The organism is Nonomuraea rosea (genome assembly GCF_039539705.1).
GTDB classification, from domain to species: domain Bacteria; phylum Actinomycetota; class Actinomycetes; order Streptosporangiales; family Streptosporangiaceae; genus Nonomuraea; species Nonomuraea rosea.
Map to the genome: position 1 here is coordinate 38,132 of NZ_BAABDQ010000007.1, position 18,258 is coordinate 56,389.

Consider the following 18,258-nt stretch of genomic DNA (forward strand, 5'->3'; position numbering starts at 1 on the left):
GTGTCATCAGTGGCGGTCTTTCCTCAGCAGCAGGGCGAGGTACGTGCCGCCGATCGCGGCGGTCAGCACGCCGACGGGCAGCTGGGTGGGCGCGAGCAGCCGCTGCGCCGCCAGGTCGGCCCCGGTCAGCAGCACCGCGCCCATCAGCGCCGAGGCGCCCAGCGTCACGCCGGGCGAGCGGGTGAGCCGCCGCGCGAGCTGCGGCGCGGCCAGCGCGACGAAGACGACGGGCCCCGCGGCGGCCGTGGCCACCCCGGCCAGCAGCACACCGGCCGTGATGGCCGTCGCGCGCACGACCTCGACCTTGATGCCCATGGCCTTGGCCGAGTCGTTGCCCATCTCGATCATCCGCATCGGCCGCGCCACGTACGCGCACATCGGCAGCAGCACGGCCAGCGCCAGCCCGACGGGGATCGCGTGATCCCAGCCGCGCCCGCTGAGGCTGCCGGTGAGCCAGGCGCCCGCGGTGGCCGCGTCGTTGATGTTGGCCCTGGTCAGCAGGTACGAGTTGACCGCCAGCAGCAGCGCGTTCGCGCCGATGCCGACCAGGACCAGCCGGTAGCCCTGCACGCCGCCGCGGAAGGCCAGCGCGTAGACCAGCACGGCCGTGACGACGCACCCGGTCAGTGCGCCGCCGGCGATCATCATGGCCGAGCCGCCCGAGACCACGGCGATGATGCCGCCCGTCGAGGCGCCGGCGGTGAAGCCGATGAAGTCGGGGCTGCCCAGCGGGTTCCTCGTCAGGCTCTGGAAGATCGCGCCGCTCACCCCGAACGCGGCCCCGACCAGCAGCCCGGTGACCACGCGCGGGGCGCGGAGCTTGGTCACGATCAGCTCGGCGACCGGCGTGCCCTGGCCGAAGATGGCGGTGACGATGTCGGGCACGGGCACGGTCAGCTCGCCCGTGGACAGCGCCGCGACCGTCACCAGGCAGGCGGCCACGACGAGGACGGCGCCGATGAGCAGGGTGCGGGGCGCGAGGCGTACGGACCAGGAGCCGACCCGGATGGTCACAGCGCCGCCACCCGCTTCCGCCGCGCCAGCATGATGAAGACCGGCGCGCCGATCACCGCCCACACGATGCCCACCTGCACCTCTCCCGGCCGGGCGATGAGCCGCCCGGCGACGTCGGCGGCGAGCAGCAGCACCGGCGCGATCAGCGCCGAGTACGGCAGGACCCACCGCTGGTCCGGCCCCACGAGAGCGCGGACGGCGTGCGGCACGATCAGCCCGACGAACCACAGCGGCCCGGCGGCGGCGGTGGCCGCGCCGCACAGCAGCGTGACCGCCACCCCGGTGAGCAAGCGCGTGCGGTTGACGGCCACGCCGAGCGCCTTGCCCGCGTCGTCGCCGAGCGCGAGCATGTTGAGCGGCCTGGCCAGCAGCAGGCCGAGCACGAGCCCCGCCACCATGAACGGCGCCAGCCGCACGAGCGTGTCCGCCGTCTGCCCGGCCAGCGAGCCGGTCAGCCAGAACCGCATCCGGTCGAACGTCTGCGTGTCCATGCGCAGGATGGCCGAGGCCACCGCCGTGCACACCATGCCGAGGGCGACGCCGGCCAGCGCGAGGCGTACCGGGCTGGAGCCCGAGCGGCCCGCCGAGGCCAGCGCGTAGACCACGACGGAGGCCAGCGCCGCCCCGCCGAACGCGAACCACACGTAGACCGCCGGGTCGGAGAGCCCGAAGACGCCCAGCGCCAGCGTGACGCCCAGCGCGGCCCCCTCGTTGATGCCCAGCAGCCCCGGGTCGGCGAGCGGGTTACGGGTCAGGCTCTGCATGAGCGCGCCCGCCAGCCCCAGCGCGGCGCCCACGCCGAGGCCGAGCAGCGTGCGCGGGACGCGCAGCTCGCGGATGACCGTGTGGTCGCTGGAGCCGTCCGGCATGAGGAAGGCGTCGATCACCGTGGAGAAGGGCACGGACCGCGCGCCCAATGCCACGCTGGCCATCGCGGTCAGCACCAGCACGGCCAGCGCCACGACCAGCCCCGCGGCCAGCAGCGCGGCCCGGCTCCTGGGCGTCCGCTCGCTCGCCTCCGCACTCTCACCGGCGACTTCTGCGGCCAGGCGCACTCCGCCCCCTCTCCTAGCGGTCAAACTTAGGCAAGGCTAATCTAATGACCTAAGAATCAGGCAAGCCTAACCTTGGGAGACGGACATGTCGGGATCGCCACTGGCTCGTAGAGGGTTCCTGTCGGCGGCGGCAGGCCTCGCGGCGACCCTGACACTGGCGTCCTGCGGCGGCGGAGGCTCCGAGACGGCCCCCGCCGCCGCAGGCTCATCCGCGGCGACGGCCCAGAGCTGGACCTTCACCGACGACCGCGGCAGGAAGCTCGACCAGGCCAAGCGCCCGTCCAGGATCGTCGCCCAGGTCGGAGCCGCCGCCGCGCTCTGGGACTTCGGCGTGCGGCCCATCGCGGTCTTCGGCCCGCACAAGCTCAAGGACGGCGCCAAGGACCCGCAGGTGGGCAACGTGGACATCACCAAGGTGGAGTCCCTGGGCAACGTGTGGGACGAGTTCAACGTCGAGAAGTACATCTCACTGCAGCCGGACCTCCTGGTCAGCGGCATGTACACCAAGGAAGCCCTCTGGTACGTGCCCGAGAAGTCCAAGGACACCATCGAGCAGGTCGCCCCGACCGCGGGCATCATGCTGCTCGGCCGCAGCGCCACCGAGGTGCTCAGCAAGTACGAGGAGCTGGCGAAATCCCTCGGCGCGGACATGCGGGGCGTCCCCGAGGCCAAGGCCCGCATGGAGGCCGCCACCAAGGAGCTGGCGCGGTTCAAGGACCTCAAGATCCTCGTGATGTCCGGCAGCCCCGAGTCGATGTGGGTGTCGAACCCGCCGGACCACCCGGACCTCAAGCACGTCGCCGCCGCCGGACTGAACCTCGTCACGCCGTCAAAGGTGGACGAACAGGGCTTTTTCCAAACCCTGAGCTGGGAGAACGCGGACGAGTACGAGGCCGACGTGATTCTCTACGACACCCGCACCCAGTCGATCAAACCCGAGGAGATGCTGAAGATGCCCACCTTCGCCAAGCTCCCCGCGGTCAAGGCCGGCCAGCTCTACCCGTGGCGCGCGGAGATCCCGTTCAGCTATCAGACGTACGCGGCCTTCCTGGAGGAGCTGGTGGCCAACCTCGGGAAGGCTAATAAGCTCCCCTGACCTCCACGATCTCGGCGAGCGGGAACTCCAGGTAGTCGCCCGCCTCCTCGCACCAGGCGTCCAGCGCGCAGCCCTTGAGCTCGCCGTGGCTGATGGTGGCGGTCAGCCCGCCGGTCAGCGTGATGCCCGCGCGCACGCCGCGGTCGACCACGAAGCCGAGCAGCGACTGCTGCGCGGTCGGCAGCCTGGTCGCCATCCTGCCGATGATCGCCCAGGTGCGTCCGCTCTTGCCGTCTTCGGCCCGGTTGTCGGTGAGCAGGCGGCGGGCGTGCTCGTACGGGTCGGGTGTGGGCTCGGCCAGGATGTAGGGGGGCGCCTCCAGCTCCGCGATGTCCGGAAACTCGGCCAGCTCGGCCACCTGCCCGCCGGGCAGCAGGACCAGCTTGCCGTTGTGCGGCTCCTCGGCCCTGACCCGGTGGATGGTGATCTGGCCGGTGTCGGAGACGGGCACGGGGGAGTAGCCGTTCTCGCGCAGCAGGGCCAGGGTGCGTTCGGCGCCGGCCGCGCTGACCAGCACCGTGGGGGCGAGCAGCCGCAGGCCGAGCCGGCTCAGCCGCCGGTGCGCGGCGATCTCGGCCAGCAGCCCGGGGTCGCCGGCCTGGATGACGCAGCCGACCGTCGTCACGGTCACCTCGCCGTGCCTGCGGGCGGTGTCGCGGACGAGGTATTCGAGCGGCTGCGGGATCGTGCCGACGCCGGCCAGCTCGTCGAGCAGCGCGTCGGCCTCGTAGCCGTGGTCGAGGGCGCGGCGCACGCTCTCGGTGGTGAACCGCCACACCGAGGCCGCGCCGCGGGACTCGCGCTCGGCGGCCCGGTCGAGCAGCGCCGCCAGCTCCGCCGACGGGGGCCCCGTCACCACCGCGGTCAGGTCGGGCCCGAACAGGGCGCTCCTGCGCACGCTCGCCAGCGCCCGGGTGGACGCCGCGGCCAGCACGGGGTCGTGCTCGACCAGGGGAACGGAGTCGTCGTTCTCGTCGCCCGGCTTGGCGGTGAGCCCGGACAGCGCCCGGCCGAGGTCGGTGAGCGCGTCGTTGGCCAGCAGGCCCAGCAGCGTCGCCTCGGCCAGCACCGCGGGCGCGCACTCCCGCAGCAGCTCCTGGTCGAGCAGCGGCGCGTGCCAGTGCACGTTGGCCACCAGGCTGTCGCGGTCGGCGAAGCCCGTGCCCGCGGGTAGGTGGGCCAGCACCGCCAGCACGGCCCTGCGCACCCGGGCCACGGCGCTGCCGGCGGGGTCGTCGCCCAGCACGGTGCCGTACTTGCCGTCGATCTTGCGCAGCGAGGAGCGCTCCATGCGCCACCACGCCGACAGCAGCACCCGCAGCCTGGCCGAGCCCTCGTCGAGCCGCCACCGGTCGAAGCGCTCGGTGGGGATCATGCCGCCCGACTGCTCGTCCCAGGCCAGCAGCCTGGCCACCGCGCAGACCTCCAGCAGCAGCCGCGTCTCGTCCTCGTCGCAGCCGGTCTCCTTGGCCATCCTGCGGACCTCGCGCACGCCCACGCCGCCCGTCTTGAGCAGCGGCAGCGGCGTCTTGGAGGTGTTGTCCAGCAGGGCCGCGCAGCGCTCGACCACATGCGGCGCGGCCAGCGTCATCAGATGATCGACCTCTTCTGGATCGACCGGGATCGTCGCCACCTCGGGCGCCACGGGCCGGAAGGCCGGATGGTAGCCGGGGCCGCGCAGGCAGATCGCCACCTCGCGGGGGATCTCGGCGACGTGCCAGCTCGGGCGGAAAAGCAGGCCGTGGTCGGCGCACCACTTCTCCGGCGTGCCGGGCGTGACGAACCTGCCGCCGTCGATGTCGCGTGAAGGCCCGTCCCAGGCGAACCGGTCGAGCAGCGGCGCCGTGCCCTCGGGCGCGCCGCGCAGCAGCGCCTGCATCCGGCCGGCGTCGCTGAGCGCCTCGGTGACACGGGCGATCGTGCGGCGCTTGTTGCCCTGCGCGGGCAGGCCGACGTTACGGGCGAGCGCGTGCAGCGCGTCGTTGCTGATCGTCCAGGAGTTGAGGTAGTGGCCGAGCGGCTCGCCCAGGCCGAGCGGCGCGGCCCACCAGCGTGAGACGCCTTCCGCGAGCCGGATCACGCCGTCGTCGCCCGGCCAGGCCAGCGCGTGGTCATAGAGGTGCTCAAGCCAGGGGGTCACCTCGCCGGCCTGGGTGTCGACGAAGTCCGCCAGCCGCTCGGCCGTGGGGCGGCTCATGGCCAGCGCCGCCTCGGCCAGCTGCAGGCAGGGCAGCGGCAGGTCCCGCAGGGTCTCCATCACGGCGAACCCGTTGCCCAGCCGCTGGGCGAGGGTGTCGAGCCGGCGCGGCCAGGGCGCGGCGATGGCGTCAGGCCTGTTCGCGAGGATGCGGCCAAGCCTGTCTTCTTCTAGTGTTCGCAGCCAGCCGAGCAGGTGATCTTCCATCTGTCAGCACTCTCATGGGGTCGCGCGCGGGACTCACCGTGAGCCATGACCATCCACGGTAATGCAGATCACCCCCGGTCAGGAGAGGACTGCCCAGACGATCTTTCCGTGTGGTGCGAGTGCTGACCAGCCCCAGCGGAGGCTGAGCGATTCGACGATGTGGAGTCCGAGGCCACCGGTGTCAAGGGGGCCAGGGTATCGCAGCACGGGCACCGAGGAGCCGGGATCGGTGAAGGCGCTGGTGACGAGTGACCCCCGGCGCACCAGCGACATGTGGACAGGCCGCGCGCAGTGCGGCTCGGCCAGGTGCAGGCCGTGGCGCAGCGCGTTGGTGGCGAGCTCGGAGACCACGAGCTCCATGTTCTCGATCAGCTCGGCGAGCCCCCATCCCGACAGGGCGCCGGCCGCCAGGCTGCGGGCCGAGTGGGCCGAGGACGCGTTGGGCGGGAGCACGAACGTGGCACTCGCGGAGGGGCCGGGGGCCAGCAGATCGCGAGCCGCCTCCGGCCACCAGCCGACCGGAGGCCACCAGTCGAACGTGGTCCATTGGCCGTGCGCCGTGGTGGATTGCACGTAGATCATTCTGCGGCAAACTCTCGTGCAGGTGCAAGAGCGAATGCACGTGCAGACAAACCGTGCACGCGCTACGGTTGCCATCAAATGGTCAATATGGGGGAAAGGGGATCTTGTCCGCGGCCCATGATCTTTCGGCCGTGAAGTGACAGACTGTGTCGCAAGGAAACGACCAAGGAGCAGCACGTGTCGATTGATCCGCCCGGTTCCGGTTCGACCGTTCGGCGCATCATGCTTGGGGCGAGTCTCAGGCGCCTGCGTGAAGCCAGCGGGCTCGACCGTGGACAGGCCGGATTTCACATCCGGGCGTCCGAGTCCAAGATCAGCCGTATGGAGCTCGGTCGTGTCGGATTCAAGACACGTGACGTGGAAGACCTGCTGACCCTGTACGGCGTCGTCGACGATGCCGAGCGCCGTGCCCTGCTGGAGATGGTTCGCGAGGCCAACACCCCCGGGTGGTGGCACAAGTATTCATCCGAGTTGCCCACGTGGTTCACCACGTACGTGGGCCTGGAAGAGGCTGCCAGCGTGATCCGCACCTATGAGGTGCAGTTCGTGCCCGGCCTGTTGCAGACAGCCTCGTATGCGCGATCGGTCTATCAGCTTGGCAACCCCGATGCGAGTCCCGAGAAGATTGAGCGGCGCGTGCATATGCGCATGCAGCGCCAGGAGCGCTTCACCCAGAAAGATGGACCCCGGTTGTGGGCCGTCATCGACGAGGCGGCGCTCAAGCGGACCATCGGCGGGCGGGAGGTCATGTCCGAGCAGCTCCAGCATCTGCTGGAAGTCGCGGCTCTTCCCAACATCACCATCCAGGTGATGCCCTTCAAGTTCGGCAAGCATGCCGCTGAAGGGGGCGCGTTCAGCATCTTGCGGTTTCCCGAGTCCGACTTGTCGGACGTTGTCTACGTCGAGCAGCTCTGGGGTGCCCTGTACCTGGACAAGCGTGAGGACATCGACCCGTACCTCACCGCCATGGAGCAACTGTGCGTGGAAAGCACCACGCCAGGGGGCACCGTCGAGCTCATCGGCGGTCTTCTCAGAAAGATGTAGATGAACCAGACCTACAACGGCATGCCCGCGGCGGACCTGACGCAGGTCGCGTGGCGCAAGAGCCGCTACAGCAACTCGCAGGGCAACTGCGTGGAGCTCGCGCAGCTTCCCGACGGCGGCGTCGCGGTGCGCAACTCGCGCTTCCCCGACGGCCCTGCCCTCATCTATACCCGCGACGAGATCCGGGCTCTGGTGCTCGGGGTGAAGGACGGAGAGTTCGACGGCCTTCTCGTGTAACAGCGTGTTTACCTCCGGCGCGCCCGCTTAACGAGGGCGCGCCGGAGGCGTAACCGTCCGGCCTCCTCCCACCGCCATGATCAGGGACATGCTCGACCAGATGACCCTGTATCCGATCGCCGACGACGTGCTGTTCGCACCCGGCGGCAAGGTCGTGATCCGCACATACGGCGTGGCGCCCGCCACCACGGGGGCCTCGGTCTCCTACCGGACCTGGGTGACCGGCATCCGCGACCAGCCGCGGTACTGGCACTGGGGCCACTTCGAGGACGCCACCTCTGGCCACCGCAGGGTCCTGGAATGGCTCACCGGGCGCGGCCCGCAACCTTCCCAAGCGCTGACCTGATCGCTATCCTCAAGCCGAGCAACCGCTTGGTAGAGGAGGCGTGGTGCGGCGCGCGATCCACCTGCTCGAAGAGGTCGACTTCAGGCCGATGAACTCCAGGCGTCCGCTGGAGTACCTCACCTGGCTGACCAGGTACAAACGCGAGGACGAGAGCCGCACCGCGCCCTCGCTCACCTCCGGCATGTCCATCAGGTCCCGCGAGATCGACCTGGTCGGCGCCTTCTACGCCGTCGGCATCACCGGCCACCCGCAGTTCAAGGCCGTCACGCTGTGGGACTGCCACGGCGGCTGGGAGGGCGGCTGGCGGCAGATGATGGAGATCTACCAGGGCGTGGACGAGCGCCTGTTCCTGTCCGACATCGACGACCTGCGCTTCTCCGCCTACTCCCGGCCGCTCGGCGCCGTGGCGGGCTGCCCGCCGCTGTCCGAGGCGCCCGCCGCCGAGCTCTACCTCTTCGAGAGCGCCCGCGTCCGCCCGGGAGCCGCGCTCGACTACCTCGAAGCCGTACGCACGGAACGCGCCCCCGTGCTCGCCGAGCACGGTCACACCCTGGCCGGCCTGTACGAGGTGCTGTTCTGCGACACCGAGGCGGTCACGATCTGGGCCGTCTCGCTCGACGACCACCTGGCCACGCAGCGCGCCCGCGACGCGGCCCTGGGCCTGGACGACGAGGTGGCGCCCGACCCCCGCCTGCTGGACTGGGGCAAACGGGCCCGCGACTACCTAGAAGGCCGCTGGCGTGAGACGCTGCTGGCACCGTTCCCCGGTTGCCGCCTGGCTCTCGGGAGCCCGCCGGGTTAGCTTCGGCTGCGGAGGTAGTCATGACGGACTCGTACCTCTACAACGGGCAGAGCCCCGACGACCACGTCGCCTCGTGCCCCGACTGCGGCGCGGCCATCGCGCTGCTCGACCAGCCGGAGACGGCGGTGCGACCGCCGCCGACGCTGCGCGAGGCGGTCCTGTCGCTGGCGCGCCGCCGCCGCACCCCGGCCGCGCTGGACGTGGCCTCCGTCGCGACCCCGTACGCCGAGCAGGTCGCGCTCATGGACGACCTGCTGGCGGAGCTGAGCGGGCCCCAGTGGGACGCCCCGGTCGCCAAGCACGGCACCGTCAGAGGCCTGCTGGAGCATCTGGCGGCCAACGACGCCACCGTGGCCGAGTTCATGGGCGCCAAGCCCAGGGGCGCGCCCGGCCTGCGGCCCGTGCCCGTGCCCGTGCACCGGCGCTGGCGCGAGCAGGCCGGATCGCTGCTCGAACGGGTCTCGGCCGGCAGCGAGGTGCTGCTCGGCGTCGAGGTGGCGCTGGCGGGCCCGCGGCCGGCCCGCGCGCCGCTGCGCCAGGCCATGATCCAGCGGACGTTCGAGACGTGGACGCACGCCGACGACATCAGGGCCGCCACGGAGCGGTCGCGGGCCGCGCCGCGCGACGTGCACGTGCACATGATCGCGGAGTTCGGGCTGGCGCTGCTGCCGCGCGCGATGAAGGGGTCGCGCCGCGACCTCTCGGTCACCGTGGTGCTGACCGGTCCGGGCGGCGGCACCTGGACGATCCCGTTCTCGCGGGCCTCCGACCACGTCGCCGTGTTCCTGTCGGCGGACGCGGTGGACTTCTGCCGGCTGCTGGCCAACCGATGGCCGCCCGGCGCCTTCCCCTACGCCGCCGAGGGCGACCCCGCGCTCGCCCGTGAACTGATCCGCGCCGCCGCCACGCTGGGATGCGACTGATGAGCGACATGGACCTGTGCGCACGCCTGACGGCCGGCGACCTCGACGCGCTGGCCGACGCCTACGACGAGCACGGCTCGTACGTCTACGGGGTCGCGGTCAAGGTCACCGGGAGCCAGGCGTTCGCCGAAGAGGTCACCCAGAGCGTGTTCGTGGCCCTGTGGGAGCAACCCCTGTCCTACGATCCCGGCCTCGGCTCGCTGCGCGGCTGGCTGGTCAGCAGGGCGCTGCACGAGTCGGCGCTGCGCGCCAAGGTGGGCTGAGCGCTCAGCTCACGGGGGCGTTCCAGGCGACCAGCACCGGCTCCTCGTGCTCGAAGCCGAGCCGCGAGTAGGTGCCGGTGTCGAGCTTCAGCAGCCGGCCACCCTCCGGCTCCAGGCCCAGCCAGCGGGCGGCCAGGACCCGCAGGAAGTGGCCGTGCGCGACCAGCGCCACCCGCCCGTCGGCCTGCTTCGCCCGCGCGATGACGCGGTCGGCGCGGGCGGCAACGTCGGCGGCGCTCTCGCCGGGATGCTCGGCGTCGCCGGGGGTCACGCCGTCACGCCACAGGTACCAGCCCGGCCTGCCCTCGCGGATCTCCGGGGTGGTGATCCCCTCGTAGCCGCCGTAGTCCCACTCCCACATGTCCTCGTCCACCTGGTATCCGGCCAGCCCGGCCAGCTCCGCCGTCCGCCGGGCGCGCTGGGCGGGCGAGACCAGCACCAGGTCGAACCGCTGGCCCTTCACCAGCGGCGCCAGCGCCCTGGCCTGGTCCTCGCCGTGCTCCGTCAAAGGCAGGTCGGTACGGCCCGTGTGCCTGCCCGCCTTGCTCCACTCGGTCTCACCGTGCCGGAGCAGCAGCATCTCGTTCATGAGGTCCATCATCCGGCACGCTTGACCTCAACCAAACTTCAGGTAGCAGGCTGGGCTCATGGACGCGATCAGACTGCACTCGTACGGGCCCGCCGCGAACCTCCGCCTGGAGACCGTGCCGGACCCGGTTCCGCAGGCCGGGCAGGTGCGCATCGCGGTGCGCGCCGCCGGAGTGCACTTCATCGACACCGTGCTGCGGCAGGGCCGGCCCGTCGGGCCGCACCCCGCGCCCGATCTGCCGGCCATCCTCGGCGGGGAGGTCGCCGGCGTGGTGGAGTCGGCGGGCGAGGGGGTGCCCGCCGATCTCACCGGGCGGCGGGTGCTGACCTCCGATGTGATCTCCGGCGGGTACGCCTCGCTCGCCGTGGCCGGCGCCGCGTCGCTGACCGTCCTGCCGGACCACCTGGACGACGGCACGGCGCTCGCCGTGGGCGCCACGGGGGCCACCACGTTCGGGCTGCTGGAGCTGGCTCCGCCGGGCCCGTCCGACGTGGTGCTGGTCATGGCGGCCGCCGGCGGGATCGGGACGCTGCTCGTGCAGTACGCCCGCCGCGCCGGCGCCCGGGTGGTCGGGGCGGCCGGCGGGCCGGAGAAGGCCGGGCGGGTCGCGGAGCTCGGGGCCGACCTGGCGGTCGACTACCGGCTGCCGGGATGGGACAAGGTGGTGCGGGAGGCGTTCGGGGAGGTGAGCGTGGTCTTCGACGGGGTCGGCGGCGAGCTGGGGCGTTCGGCGTACGGGCTGGTGGGGCGGGGTGGGCGGCACCTGGTGTTCGGGTCGGCGGCGGGGGAGTGGTTCTTCCCCGGCAAGGCGGAGGCCGCGGCGCGCGGCGTGACGGTGGTCGACGGGATCGGCCGGTTGCTCGGGCGTCCAGGGGGCTTCGGCGATCTGCAGGCCAGGGCGCTCGCGGCCGCCGCCGACGGGTCGCTGACGCCGGCCGTCCAGGCGTTCCCGCTGGCCGGGGCGGTCGCGGCGCACGAGGCCATGGAGGGCAGGACCACGATGGGCAAGGTCATCCTGGTGCCGTAGCCAGCTCCTCGACGATGGGGGCGAAGACGGGGAGGTCGCGCTCATGATGCACCACGAAATACGAAATATCGTGCTCATCTCGCCAATAACGGATCTTGTCGGCTATGTCGTGACGGGTCCCTAGGAGGACCTGCGGCGTCTCGTTCAGCCCCGAGCTGTCGGCGGCGCTCCACGACTCCTCCGCCTTCCGCTCGCCCACCTGGACCACGCTCGTGCCCAGCTCCAGGCGGGCATAGCGGTCACCGGCCGCCGCGCGCACGATCTGCAGCTTGCCCAGGAACGCCTCCAGCCCGCCGTCCCGCGCGTCGGGCCCGCTGCCGTCGCCTTTCACCCGCATCCCGATGTTGACGACGTCCGCCTCCTCGGCGGCCAGGCGCAGCACCCGTGGGCCGCCGCCGCCGAGCACCAGGGGCGGATGCGGCCTGCGTACGGGCTTGGGCCGCTGGTCGAGCCGGTCGATCCGGTAGTGCGTGCCGGTGAAGCTGAACGGCTCGTCCCGCCAGAGTCCCTTCAGCACGGTGATCGCCTCCGCCAGCCGCGCCACCCGCACGCCCGGGGGGTCCAGCGGCAGCCCGGCGCCCGCGTAGTCGCCGGCCATCCAGCCGGTCCCGATCCCGACCTCCAGCCGCCCGCCGGACAGGACGTCGAGCGTGGCCGCCTCCTTGGCGAGCACGGCCGGATGCCGGAAGTCGTTGGCGAACACGAGCGTCCCCACCCGCAGCCGCTCGGTGGCGCAGGCGGCCGCCGTGAGGGCGGCGATCGGCGCGAACCTGGGCCCGACCAGGTGATCGGGCACCAGCAACACGTCGAACCCGGCCCCTTCGAGCCGCCTGGCCTTCTCGGCCCACTCCTTGGCCGAACCGGCCTCGCGTACCACCGCCCCGAACCTGATCCGCCGCACGGTGCCTCCCGCTTCTGTTGACCAAGCGCTTGGCCACAACCATACGCGCGCCCCGCTCGGCGGGAGGAGGGCGCATGAGGAGGGGCTGCTCAAATGACGGGTCTTACCAAGCGCTTGCTTTAGGTGCGAGACTGGGCGCATGGAGATCCCCGTGCGTCAAGCGACGGACGACGAGGTGGCGTTCTTCGGCACCCACGGCTGGGTGCGGCTCGGCCGGCTGATCGACCCCGAGAGCGTGGCGGCCCTGCGCGAGCGCGCCATCGGCCATCTCAGAGCGCGGAGCAGGAGCCGGACGACGCTCGTGGACCAGGCGTTCGGGCAGTCGAGGGACGTCGCGGAGAGCGATGAGATGTTCGCCGGGCTGACCTCGAACGCCCAGATGGGCCGCAACGCCGTCCGCCTGCTGCGCGGCGTGCGGGCCGTCCGCGTGCAGGTCACCAACCTGCTGGTCAAGGAGCCGGGTGAGCACGGCGCCACCGAGTTCCACCAGGACTTCCCCTGGATGCCGATGGACCGCTCGGCGATGCTGACCGTCTGGCTCGCGCTGGCCGACGTGCCCGCCGACATGGGGTCGCTGCGCTTCTACGACGGCTCCCACCGGTGCGGGCTGCTCGGGCGCAGCTTCACCCGCCCGGGGGACGACCAGCTCAGCCAGCATCCCTGGCTCAAGGAGCTGGAGCTGTCGCCGCCGCTCGACCTCAAGGCCGGTGACGCGACCGTGCACCACGCGCTGACCGTGCACGGCGCGCCCGCCAACCGCCGTGACCGGCCGCGCCTGTCGTTCACGGTCACCTACTTCGACGCCGACGCCCTCTACACCGGCCTGCCGTACGGGCAGACCGACGGGCTCGGGCTCGAGGTGAACCGCCCGTTCGAGCACGAGAGGTTCCCGTGCCTGAAACCGTGAACGGCCCGGTCGCCGACCTCGGGGCGACGCTGATGCACGAGCACGTCTTCGGGCTGAGCCCGGAGATCCTGTGGAACTGGCCGGACATCCCCGAGACGTGGAACCTGGACGCGCGGGCGCGCGAGGCGGCGGCCAAGCTCGACGCGCTGAAGGACGAGGGCATCGACACGATCGTGGACCTGACCGTGGTCGGGCTCGGCCGCTACGTGCCGGCCGTGCAGCGGGTGGCCGCGCTGACCAGGGTGAACATCGTGGCCGCCACCGGCCTTTACACCTACGACACGCTGCCGCCGTACTTCGCCAACCGGGGTCCCGGGTCGCTGTTCGGCGGGCCCGACCGGCTGGCGGAGTTTTTCGTCCGCGACATCACGGACGGGATCGGGCGGACCGGCGTCAAGGCGGCCATGCTGAAGTGCGCCTCCGACCATCTGGGGATGACCAAGGGCTGCGAGCGGGTGTTCAGGGCGGTGGCCGAGGCGCATCTGGCGACCGGCGTGCCGATCACCACGCACTCCCACAGCGCCTCCCAGGGCGGGCTCGAACAGCAGCGCCTGCTCGCCTCCCTGGGCGTGGACCTGAGCAAGGTCGTCATCGGGCACGCGGGCGACTCGACCGACGTCGCCTATCTCGAAGAGCTCGTCGCGAACGGCTCCTACCTGGGCATGGACCGCTTCGGCATCGAGACGATCAGCCCGTTCGAGGACCGTGTGGCGACGGTGGCGACGATGTGCGAGCGCGGCCACGCCGAAAAAATGGTGTTAAGTCACGATTCTTACTGTTTTAACGACCGATTCGACGCCGGTGTCGTGCGGCAGCGCCACCCCAACTACCACCTCCTGCACATCTCCCAGGATGTCCTGCCGGAGCTCCGCAAGCGGGGTGTCACGGACGAACAGCTCCGCCAGATGCTCGCCGACAACCCGCGGAGGATCTTCGCATGACCGAGGACTTCGACGTCAGCTCCGACTGGCACGTCACCGCGCCGTACGCGTTCCTGCGCGGGCTGCGCGAGCACTCGCCGGTGTTCCGCAGCGAGCACCTCGGCGCGTACGTCCTGACCCGCCACGCCGACGTGCGCGCGGCCTACGGCGACCCCGGGCGCTTCTCCTCGGCGGGCTCACTGACGATCTCGCGCAGCCTGACCGCGCGGACCAGGGAGAAGCTGGGCGAGCACGGCTCGTTCCTGGCCAGCTTCGTGGCGAACGTGGACCCGCCCGACCACACCCGGCTGCGCCGCTCGGTGTCCAGGGCGTTCACGCCGAGGGCGGTGGCGGCCATGGAGGAGACCTTCAGGCGGCTCAACGAGGACCTCCTGGACCGGCTCGCCCCGCGCGGCGCGGCCGACTTCGTCACCGAGATCGGACACGAGCCGTCGGTCAAACTGACCGCCCGCTTCATCGGGGTGCCGGAAGCGGACGAGGCGTTCGTACAGGCGCACGTCAAGGACTGGTTCCAGCTCTTCCTGTCGCCGCAGCAGCCGGAACGCCAGCTCGAACTCGCCGACAGTTTCCTGACATATCTGGATTACGTGGATCGCCTGGTGGCCGCCAGGGCCAAGGACCCCCGGGACGACTTCACCTCCCTGATGACCGCGCTGATCGGCGCGGAGCTGAGCCACCGCGAAGTCGTCGAGCTGATCTCCACGATCCTGCTCGGCGGCAACGACACCGTGCCCAACCAGCTCGGCAACACCGTCCTGCGGCTGCTGCGCGAGGGCGTCTGGCCGGTGCCGCCGGACCTCGTCGCCAACGCCTCCGAGGAGTGCATGCGCATCGACGGGGCGTCGCTGGGCTCGTTCAGGTACGCGGCCACGGACATCACCCTGCACGGCGTCAAGATCCCGGCCGGCGAGCTCGTCCTGCTGTCCACCGACTCGGCCGCCCACGACGAGAGCGTCTTCCCCGACCCCGACCGGTTCCGCATCGACCGGCCGAACGCCGCCGAGCACCTGGTCTTCGGCTACGGCATCCACTTCTGCGTCGGGGCCGCGCTCGGGCGGCTGCAGCTGCGTACGGCGCTGGAGGTGCTCGGCAGCCGCCTGCCGGGGCTGCGGCTCGTGCCCGGCGAGCCGGTCGCCTACCGCAAGTCGCTCGTCGGCCGCGGGCTGACGTCGCTGCCGGTGACCTGGTGAGCGGCCGCTTCGACGGCCGCGTCGCCCTGGTGACCGGCGCGGGCGCGGGCATCGGCGCGGCCTGCGCGGCCCGCCTGGCCGCGGAGGGCTCCTTCGTGGGCGTGCTCGACCTGCGCGCCGCCGCGGCCAAGGCCACCGCCGCCGCGATCCGCGCCCACGGCGGCACCGCCGTGGCGCTCACCTGCGACGTCTCCGACGAGAAACAGGTGCGGGAGGCGGTGACGGAGCTGGTCACGTCGTTCGGCCGGGTGGACGTCCTGCACTCCAACGCCGCCGTGCTCGATGCCGACGTCTACGGGCGCGACCGCGACCTCGACGGCCTGGACGTCGCCGTCTGGGACCGCACCATGGAGGTCAATCTGCGCGGGGCCATGCTCATGGTCAAGCACACCGTCCCCGTCATGCCGGACGGCGGCGCCATCGTCCTCACGTCCTCGGTGTCCGCCCTGGTCGGAGACACGGTGCACGCCGCGTACGGGTCCTCGAAGTCGGCCCTGATCGGCTTCACCCGCTACGTCGCCACCATGTACGGCTCCCGCGGCGTCCGCTGCAACGCCGTCGCCCCCGCCCTCGTGCTGACCGAGACCGCGCGGCGCGCCATGACGCCCGCCCAGCTCGCCGACAAGGCCGCGGAACGCCTCCTCCCGTGGGCCTGCTCCGTGGACGACGTGGCCGGTCTGGTGTCCTTCCTGCTCAGCGACGAGGCCAGATGCATCACCGGCCAGACCGTCGCCATCGACTCCGGCACCCTCGCCCACCGGCCGCAGCACGCCGTGCACCAGTGGCGCGACGGCCAGTGACACCGCTGGGCGGGCACCGCGCGGGGCGCCCGCCCACCGGTCACCCCGCCCGGCCTCCGGCTCGCCGAGACCTGTCCCATAAAGTGAGGTTGGAGCTGATCTAGGAGGTCTCATGGAGCCGGTGGCGGTCGGGCTGGTCGGAGCGGGGCCGTGGGCCGAGATGGCGCACGCGCCGATGCTGGCCAGAGGGCCGCACACGCGCCTGGCCGGGGTGTGGGCGCGCAGGCCGGAGGCGGCCGCCAGGCTCGGCGCGCCGGTGTACGAGCGGGTCGAGGAGCTGTTCGACGCCTGCGAGGCGGTGGCCTTCTGCGTGCCGCCCGCCGTACAGGCCGAGCTCGGCATCCTGGCCGCCCGCGCGGGCAAGGCGCTGCTGCTGGAGAAGCCGCTCGCCGACTCGCTGGAGAACGCCGAACGCCTGGCCGGCGCGATCGCCGAGGCGGGCGTGGCCTCCCAGATGGTGCTCACGCTGCGTTACGCGCCCCAGACCCGCACGTTCCTGGCCCGATGCGGCGACATCCAGGCGTTCGGCGGCCACGCCGCGAACATCTCCGGCGCCCTGCTCGGCGATCACCACTTCGCCACCCCGTGGCGGCTCGATCGCGGCGCGCTGCTCGACGTCGGGCCGCATGTGATCGACCTGCTGGACGCCGCGCTGGGCCCGGTGACCGGCGTCCGCGCGCACGGCGACCCGCTGCGCTGGACCGGGCTGCTGCTGGAGCACGAGGGCGGCGCCGTCAGCGAGGTGTCGCTGTGCATGGCCGCCGTCGGCGACCTGCCGCCCGCCTCGTTCGCCGTGTACGGCCGCACCGGCAACGCCGTGCTGCTGCCCTTCGACGACGACCCCCTGGAGACGGTCGCGGAAGAGTTCGCCGCCACGGTCCGCGACGGCGGCGGGCACCCCCTGGACGCCGCCCACGGGCTCCGCCTCCAGCGGATCATCGCCGAGGCGGAGAGCCAACTGGCCCCTTGACGCCGGGACGATCCGGGGGATTGATAGCCTTCAGGGACGTACTCACGCGCAGCGTTGCAGCGAAGTCCGGTGCGAGTCCGGCGCTGTCCCGCAACTGTCATAGCCAGGTCGCCTGCCGCTGCGCTGACGTCATCAACCCTCGTGGAAAAGGGTGATCCGTCGCTCAACGCGGGTCTCTCGGTTCCGAACAGTGTGAAAGGACTACTCGTGAGGCCCGTACGCACGGCCTTCGCGGGCGCGCTGCTGGGAACGTTCGTGCTGGCCGGTTGCGGTCAGACCGGCACCACAGCCTCCCCCGCGGCATCCCCGGCCGCATCAGCCCCCGCCCCCACCGGCGACTCCGCCGGCTTCCCCGTCACCATCGACGCGGGCAACGGCAAGGTCACCCTCACCAAGAAGCCGGAGCGGATCGTCTCGCTCTCGGCCACCCACACCGAGACGCTCTTCGCCATCGGCGCCGGCCCTCAGGTGGTCGCGGTCGACGACCAGTCGAACTTCCCGCCCGAGGCCCCCAAGACCGACCTGTCCGGCTTCAAGCCGAACGTCGAGGCCATCGTCGCCCAGAAGCCCGACCTGGTCATCCTCTCCGACGACCTCGACAAGGTCGTCGCCGAGCTGGGCAAGGTGAACGTGCCCGTCCTGCTCCAGCCCGCCGCCACCAAACTCGACGAGGCGTACGAGGAGATCGCCGAGCTCGGCGCCGCCACCGGCAACAAGGCCAAGGCGGACGAGGTCGTGACCGGCATGAAGTCGGCCATGGACAAGCTGGCCGCCGAGGCGCCCAAGGACAAGAAGCTCACCTACTACCACGAGCTCGACCAGACGCCGTACGCCGCCACGTCCCAGACGTTCATCGGCCAGGTCTACAGCATGTTCGGCCTGACCAACATCGCCGACAAGGCGCCGGACGCGGCGGGCGGCTATCCCAAGCTCTCGGCCGAGTTCGTGGCCCAGGCCGACCCCCAGCTGATCTTCCTGGCGGACGTCAAGTGCTGCCAGCAGAACAAGGACACCCTGGCCAAGCGGCCCGGCTGGAAGAGCCTGTCGGCGATCAAGAACGATCAGGTGATCCTGCTCGACGACGACCTCGCCTCCCGGTGGGGGCCGCGCGTCGTGCAGCTCGCCGAGTCCATCGGCGCCGCCGTCTCCAAGGCCGGCGCAAGCTGA

The 18,258-nt window shown here is 71.6% G+C and carries 20 protein-coding genes; 14 read left to right on the plus strand and 6 right to left on the minus strand.

Going from position 1 to position 18,258, the window contains the following annotated elements; all coding sequences use genetic code 11:
* Positions 1-6: 6 nt before the first annotated feature.
* Positions 7-1,014, minus strand: coding sequence for a FecCD family ABC transporter permease (locus ABEA43_RS18515; RefSeq protein WP_345563303.1), 1,008 nt, complete (start codon positions 1,012-1,014; stop codon positions 7-9).
* A complete protein-coding gene (locus ABEA43_RS18520) occupies positions 1,011-2,069 on the minus strand; it encodes a FecCD family ABC transporter permease (protein ID WP_345563305.1) in 1,059 nt (352 codons plus the stop codon). The genes ABEA43_RS18515 and ABEA43_RS18520 overlap by 4 nt, the downstream gene beginning before the upstream one ends.
* 85 nt (positions 2,070-2,154) lie before the next feature.
* On the opposite strand from ABEA43_RS18520, the gene ABEA43_RS18525 reads away from it, so the two are divergent.
* Positions 2,155-3,165, plus strand: coding sequence for an ABC transporter substrate-binding protein (locus tag ABEA43_RS18525; RefSeq protein WP_345563306.1), 1,011 nt, complete (start codon positions 2,155-2,157; stop codon positions 3,163-3,165).
* Here the strand turns inward: ABEA43_RS18525 and ABEA43_RS18530 are convergent.
* Positions 3,149-5,569: a helicase-associated domain-containing protein gene (locus ABEA43_RS18530; protein ID WP_345563307.1), complete on the minus strand. Its 2,421-nt coding sequence runs from the start codon at positions 5,567-5,569 to the stop codon at positions 3,149-3,151. The two genes, ABEA43_RS18525 and ABEA43_RS18530, sit on opposite strands and share 17 nt — an antisense overlap.
* Before the next feature lie 78 nt (positions 5,570-5,647).
* Positions 5,648-6,151, minus strand: a complete 504-nt coding sequence (locus ABEA43_RS18535; protein WP_345563308.1) for an ATP-binding protein — start codon at positions 6,149-6,151, stop codon at positions 5,648-5,650.
* Positions 6,152-6,373: 222 nt separating this feature from the next.
* Between ABEA43_RS18535 and ABEA43_RS18540 the strand changes: the two genes are divergently transcribed.
* From ABEA43_RS18540 to ABEA43_RS18565, 6 genes are all read left to right on the plus strand, one after another.
* Positions 6,374-7,195: a helix-turn-helix domain-containing protein gene (locus ABEA43_RS18540; RefSeq protein ID WP_345563833.1), complete on the plus strand. Its 822-nt coding sequence runs from the start codon at positions 6,374-6,376 to the stop codon at positions 7,193-7,195.
* A complete protein-coding gene (locus ABEA43_RS18545) occupies positions 7,196-7,432 on the plus strand; it encodes a DUF397 domain-containing protein (protein WP_345563310.1) in 237 nt (78 codons plus the stop codon).
* Positions 7,433-7,520: 88 nt separating this feature from the next.
* A complete protein-coding gene (locus tag ABEA43_RS18550) occupies positions 7,521-7,778 on the plus strand; it encodes a 3'-5' exonuclease family protein (protein ID WP_138717555.1) in 258 nt (85 codons plus the stop codon).
* A 43-nt stretch (positions 7,779-7,821) separates the two neighbouring features.
* Complete coding sequence (locus ABEA43_RS18555; protein ID WP_345563315.1) at positions 7,822-8,580, plus strand: hypothetical protein; 759 nt, start codon at positions 7,822-7,824, stop codon at positions 8,578-8,580.
* 20 nt (positions 8,581-8,600) lie between these two features.
* A complete protein-coding gene (locus ABEA43_RS18560) occupies positions 8,601-9,503 on the plus strand; it encodes a maleylpyruvate isomerase family mycothiol-dependent enzyme (protein ID WP_345563317.1) in 903 nt (300 codons plus the stop codon).
* Positions 9,503-9,766 (plus strand): sigma factor, encoded by a 264-nt coding sequence (locus ABEA43_RS18565; RefSeq protein ID WP_345563318.1) that lies wholly within the window; start codon positions 9,503-9,505, stop codon positions 9,764-9,766. Before ABEA43_RS18560 ends, ABEA43_RS18565 begins: the two co-directional genes overlap by 1 nt.
* Positions 9,767-9,770: 4 nt before the next feature.
* Here the strand turns inward: ABEA43_RS18565 and ABEA43_RS18570 are convergent, their stop codons facing one another.
* The gene (locus tag ABEA43_RS18570; protein ID WP_345563320.1) at positions 9,771-10,355 is read right to left on the minus strand and encodes a histidine phosphatase family protein; all 585 of its coding nucleotides are present in this window, start codon (positions 10,353-10,355) and stop codon (positions 9,771-9,773) included.
* A 58-nt stretch (positions 10,356-10,413) separates the two neighbouring features.
* Here ABEA43_RS18570 and ABEA43_RS18575 point away from each other — a divergent pair, with 58 nt between their 5' ends.
* Positions 10,414-11,382 (plus strand): zinc-binding dehydrogenase, encoded by a 969-nt coding sequence (locus ABEA43_RS18575; RefSeq protein WP_345563322.1) that lies wholly within the window; start codon positions 10,414-10,416, stop codon positions 11,380-11,382.
* Here the strand turns inward: ABEA43_RS18575 and ABEA43_RS18580 are convergent.
* Entirely contained in the window at positions 11,366-12,283 is a 918-nt protein-coding gene (locus tag ABEA43_RS18580) for a TIGR03621 family F420-dependent LLM class oxidoreductase (RefSeq protein ID WP_345563324.1), read from the minus strand. The genes ABEA43_RS18575 and ABEA43_RS18580 overlap by 17 nt on opposite strands.
* Before the next feature lie 151 nt (positions 12,284-12,434).
* On the opposite strand from ABEA43_RS18580, the gene ABEA43_RS18585 reads away from it, so the two are divergent.
* From ABEA43_RS18585 to ABEA43_RS18610, 6 genes are all read left to right on the plus strand, one after another.
* Positions 12,435-13,190 (plus strand): phytanoyl-CoA dioxygenase family protein, encoded by a 756-nt coding sequence (locus ABEA43_RS18585; RefSeq protein WP_345563325.1) that lies wholly within the window; start codon positions 12,435-12,437, stop codon positions 13,188-13,190.
* Positions 13,175-14,131, plus strand: coding sequence for a phosphotriesterase family protein (locus ABEA43_RS18590; protein ID WP_345563326.1), 957 nt, complete (start codon positions 13,175-13,177; stop codon positions 14,129-14,131). The genes ABEA43_RS18585 and ABEA43_RS18590 overlap by 16 nt, the downstream gene beginning before the upstream one ends.
* Complete coding sequence (locus ABEA43_RS18595; RefSeq protein ID WP_345563327.1) at positions 14,128-15,321, plus strand: cytochrome P450; 1,194 nt, start codon at positions 14,128-14,130, stop codon at positions 15,319-15,321. The genes ABEA43_RS18590 and ABEA43_RS18595 overlap by 4 nt, the downstream gene beginning before the upstream one ends.
* Positions 15,318-16,121, plus strand: a complete 804-nt coding sequence (locus tag ABEA43_RS18600; RefSeq protein ID WP_345563329.1) for an SDR family oxidoreductase — start codon at positions 15,318-15,320, stop codon at positions 16,119-16,121. The genes ABEA43_RS18595 and ABEA43_RS18600 overlap by 4 nt, the downstream gene beginning before the upstream one ends.
* A gap of 112 nt (positions 16,122-16,233) precedes the next feature.
* Positions 16,234-17,091 carry a Gfo/Idh/MocA family protein gene (locus tag ABEA43_RS18605; RefSeq protein WP_345563330.1) on the plus strand — a complete coding sequence of 286 codons (858 nt, stop codon included), beginning with the start codon at positions 16,234-16,236 and terminating at the stop codon, positions 17,089-17,091.
* 207 nt (positions 17,092-17,298) lie between these two features.
* A complete protein-coding gene (locus ABEA43_RS18610; RefSeq protein ID WP_345563331.1) occupies positions 17,299-18,258 on the plus strand; it encodes an ABC transporter substrate-binding protein in 960 nt (319 codons plus the stop codon).

Excerpts from the sequence above, each read along its gene's own strand:
- ABEA43_RS18525 (WP_345563306.1), top strand. The coding sequence starts at position 2,155 with ATGTCGGGATCGCCACTGGCTCGTAGAGGGTTCCTGTCGGCGGCGGCA.
- ABEA43_RS18530 (WP_345563307.1), bottom strand. The coding sequence starts at position 5,569 with ATGGAAGATCACCTGCTCGGCTGGCTGCGAACACTAGAAGAAGACAGG.
- ABEA43_RS18535 (WP_345563308.1), bottom strand. The coding sequence starts at position 6,151 with ATGATCTACGTGCAATCCACCACGGCGCACGGCCAATGGACCACGTTC.
- ABEA43_RS18540 (WP_345563833.1), top strand. The coding sequence starts at position 6,374 with ATGCTTGGGGCGAGTCTCAGGCGCCTGCGTGAAGCCAGCGGGCTCGAC.
- ABEA43_RS18545 (WP_345563310.1), top strand. The coding sequence starts at position 7,196 with ATGAACCAGACCTACAACGGCATGCCCGCGGCGGACCTGACGCAGGTC.
- ABEA43_RS18550 (WP_138717555.1), top strand. The coding sequence starts at position 7,521 with ATGCTCGACCAGATGACCCTGTATCCGATCGCCGACGACGTGCTGTTC.
- ABEA43_RS18560 (WP_345563317.1), top strand. The coding sequence starts at position 8,601 with ATGACGGACTCGTACCTCTACAACGGGCAGAGCCCCGACGACCACGTC.
- ABEA43_RS18565 (WP_345563318.1), top strand. The coding sequence starts at position 9,503 with ATGAGCGACATGGACCTGTGCGCACGCCTGACGGCCGGCGACCTCGAC.
- ABEA43_RS18570 (WP_345563320.1), bottom strand. The coding sequence starts at position 10,355 with ATGAACGAGATGCTGCTGCTCCGGCACGGTGAGACCGAGTGGAGCAAG.
- ABEA43_RS18575 (WP_345563322.1), top strand. The coding sequence starts at position 10,414 with ATGGACGCGATCAGACTGCACTCGTACGGGCCCGCCGCGAACCTCCGC.
- ABEA43_RS18595 (WP_345563327.1), top strand. The coding sequence starts at position 14,128 with ATGACCGAGGACTTCGACGTCAGCTCCGACTGGCACGTCACCGCGCCG.
- ABEA43_RS18605 (WP_345563330.1), top strand. The coding sequence starts at position 16,234 with ATGGAGCCGGTGGCGGTCGGGCTGGTCGGAGCGGGGCCGTGGGCCGAG.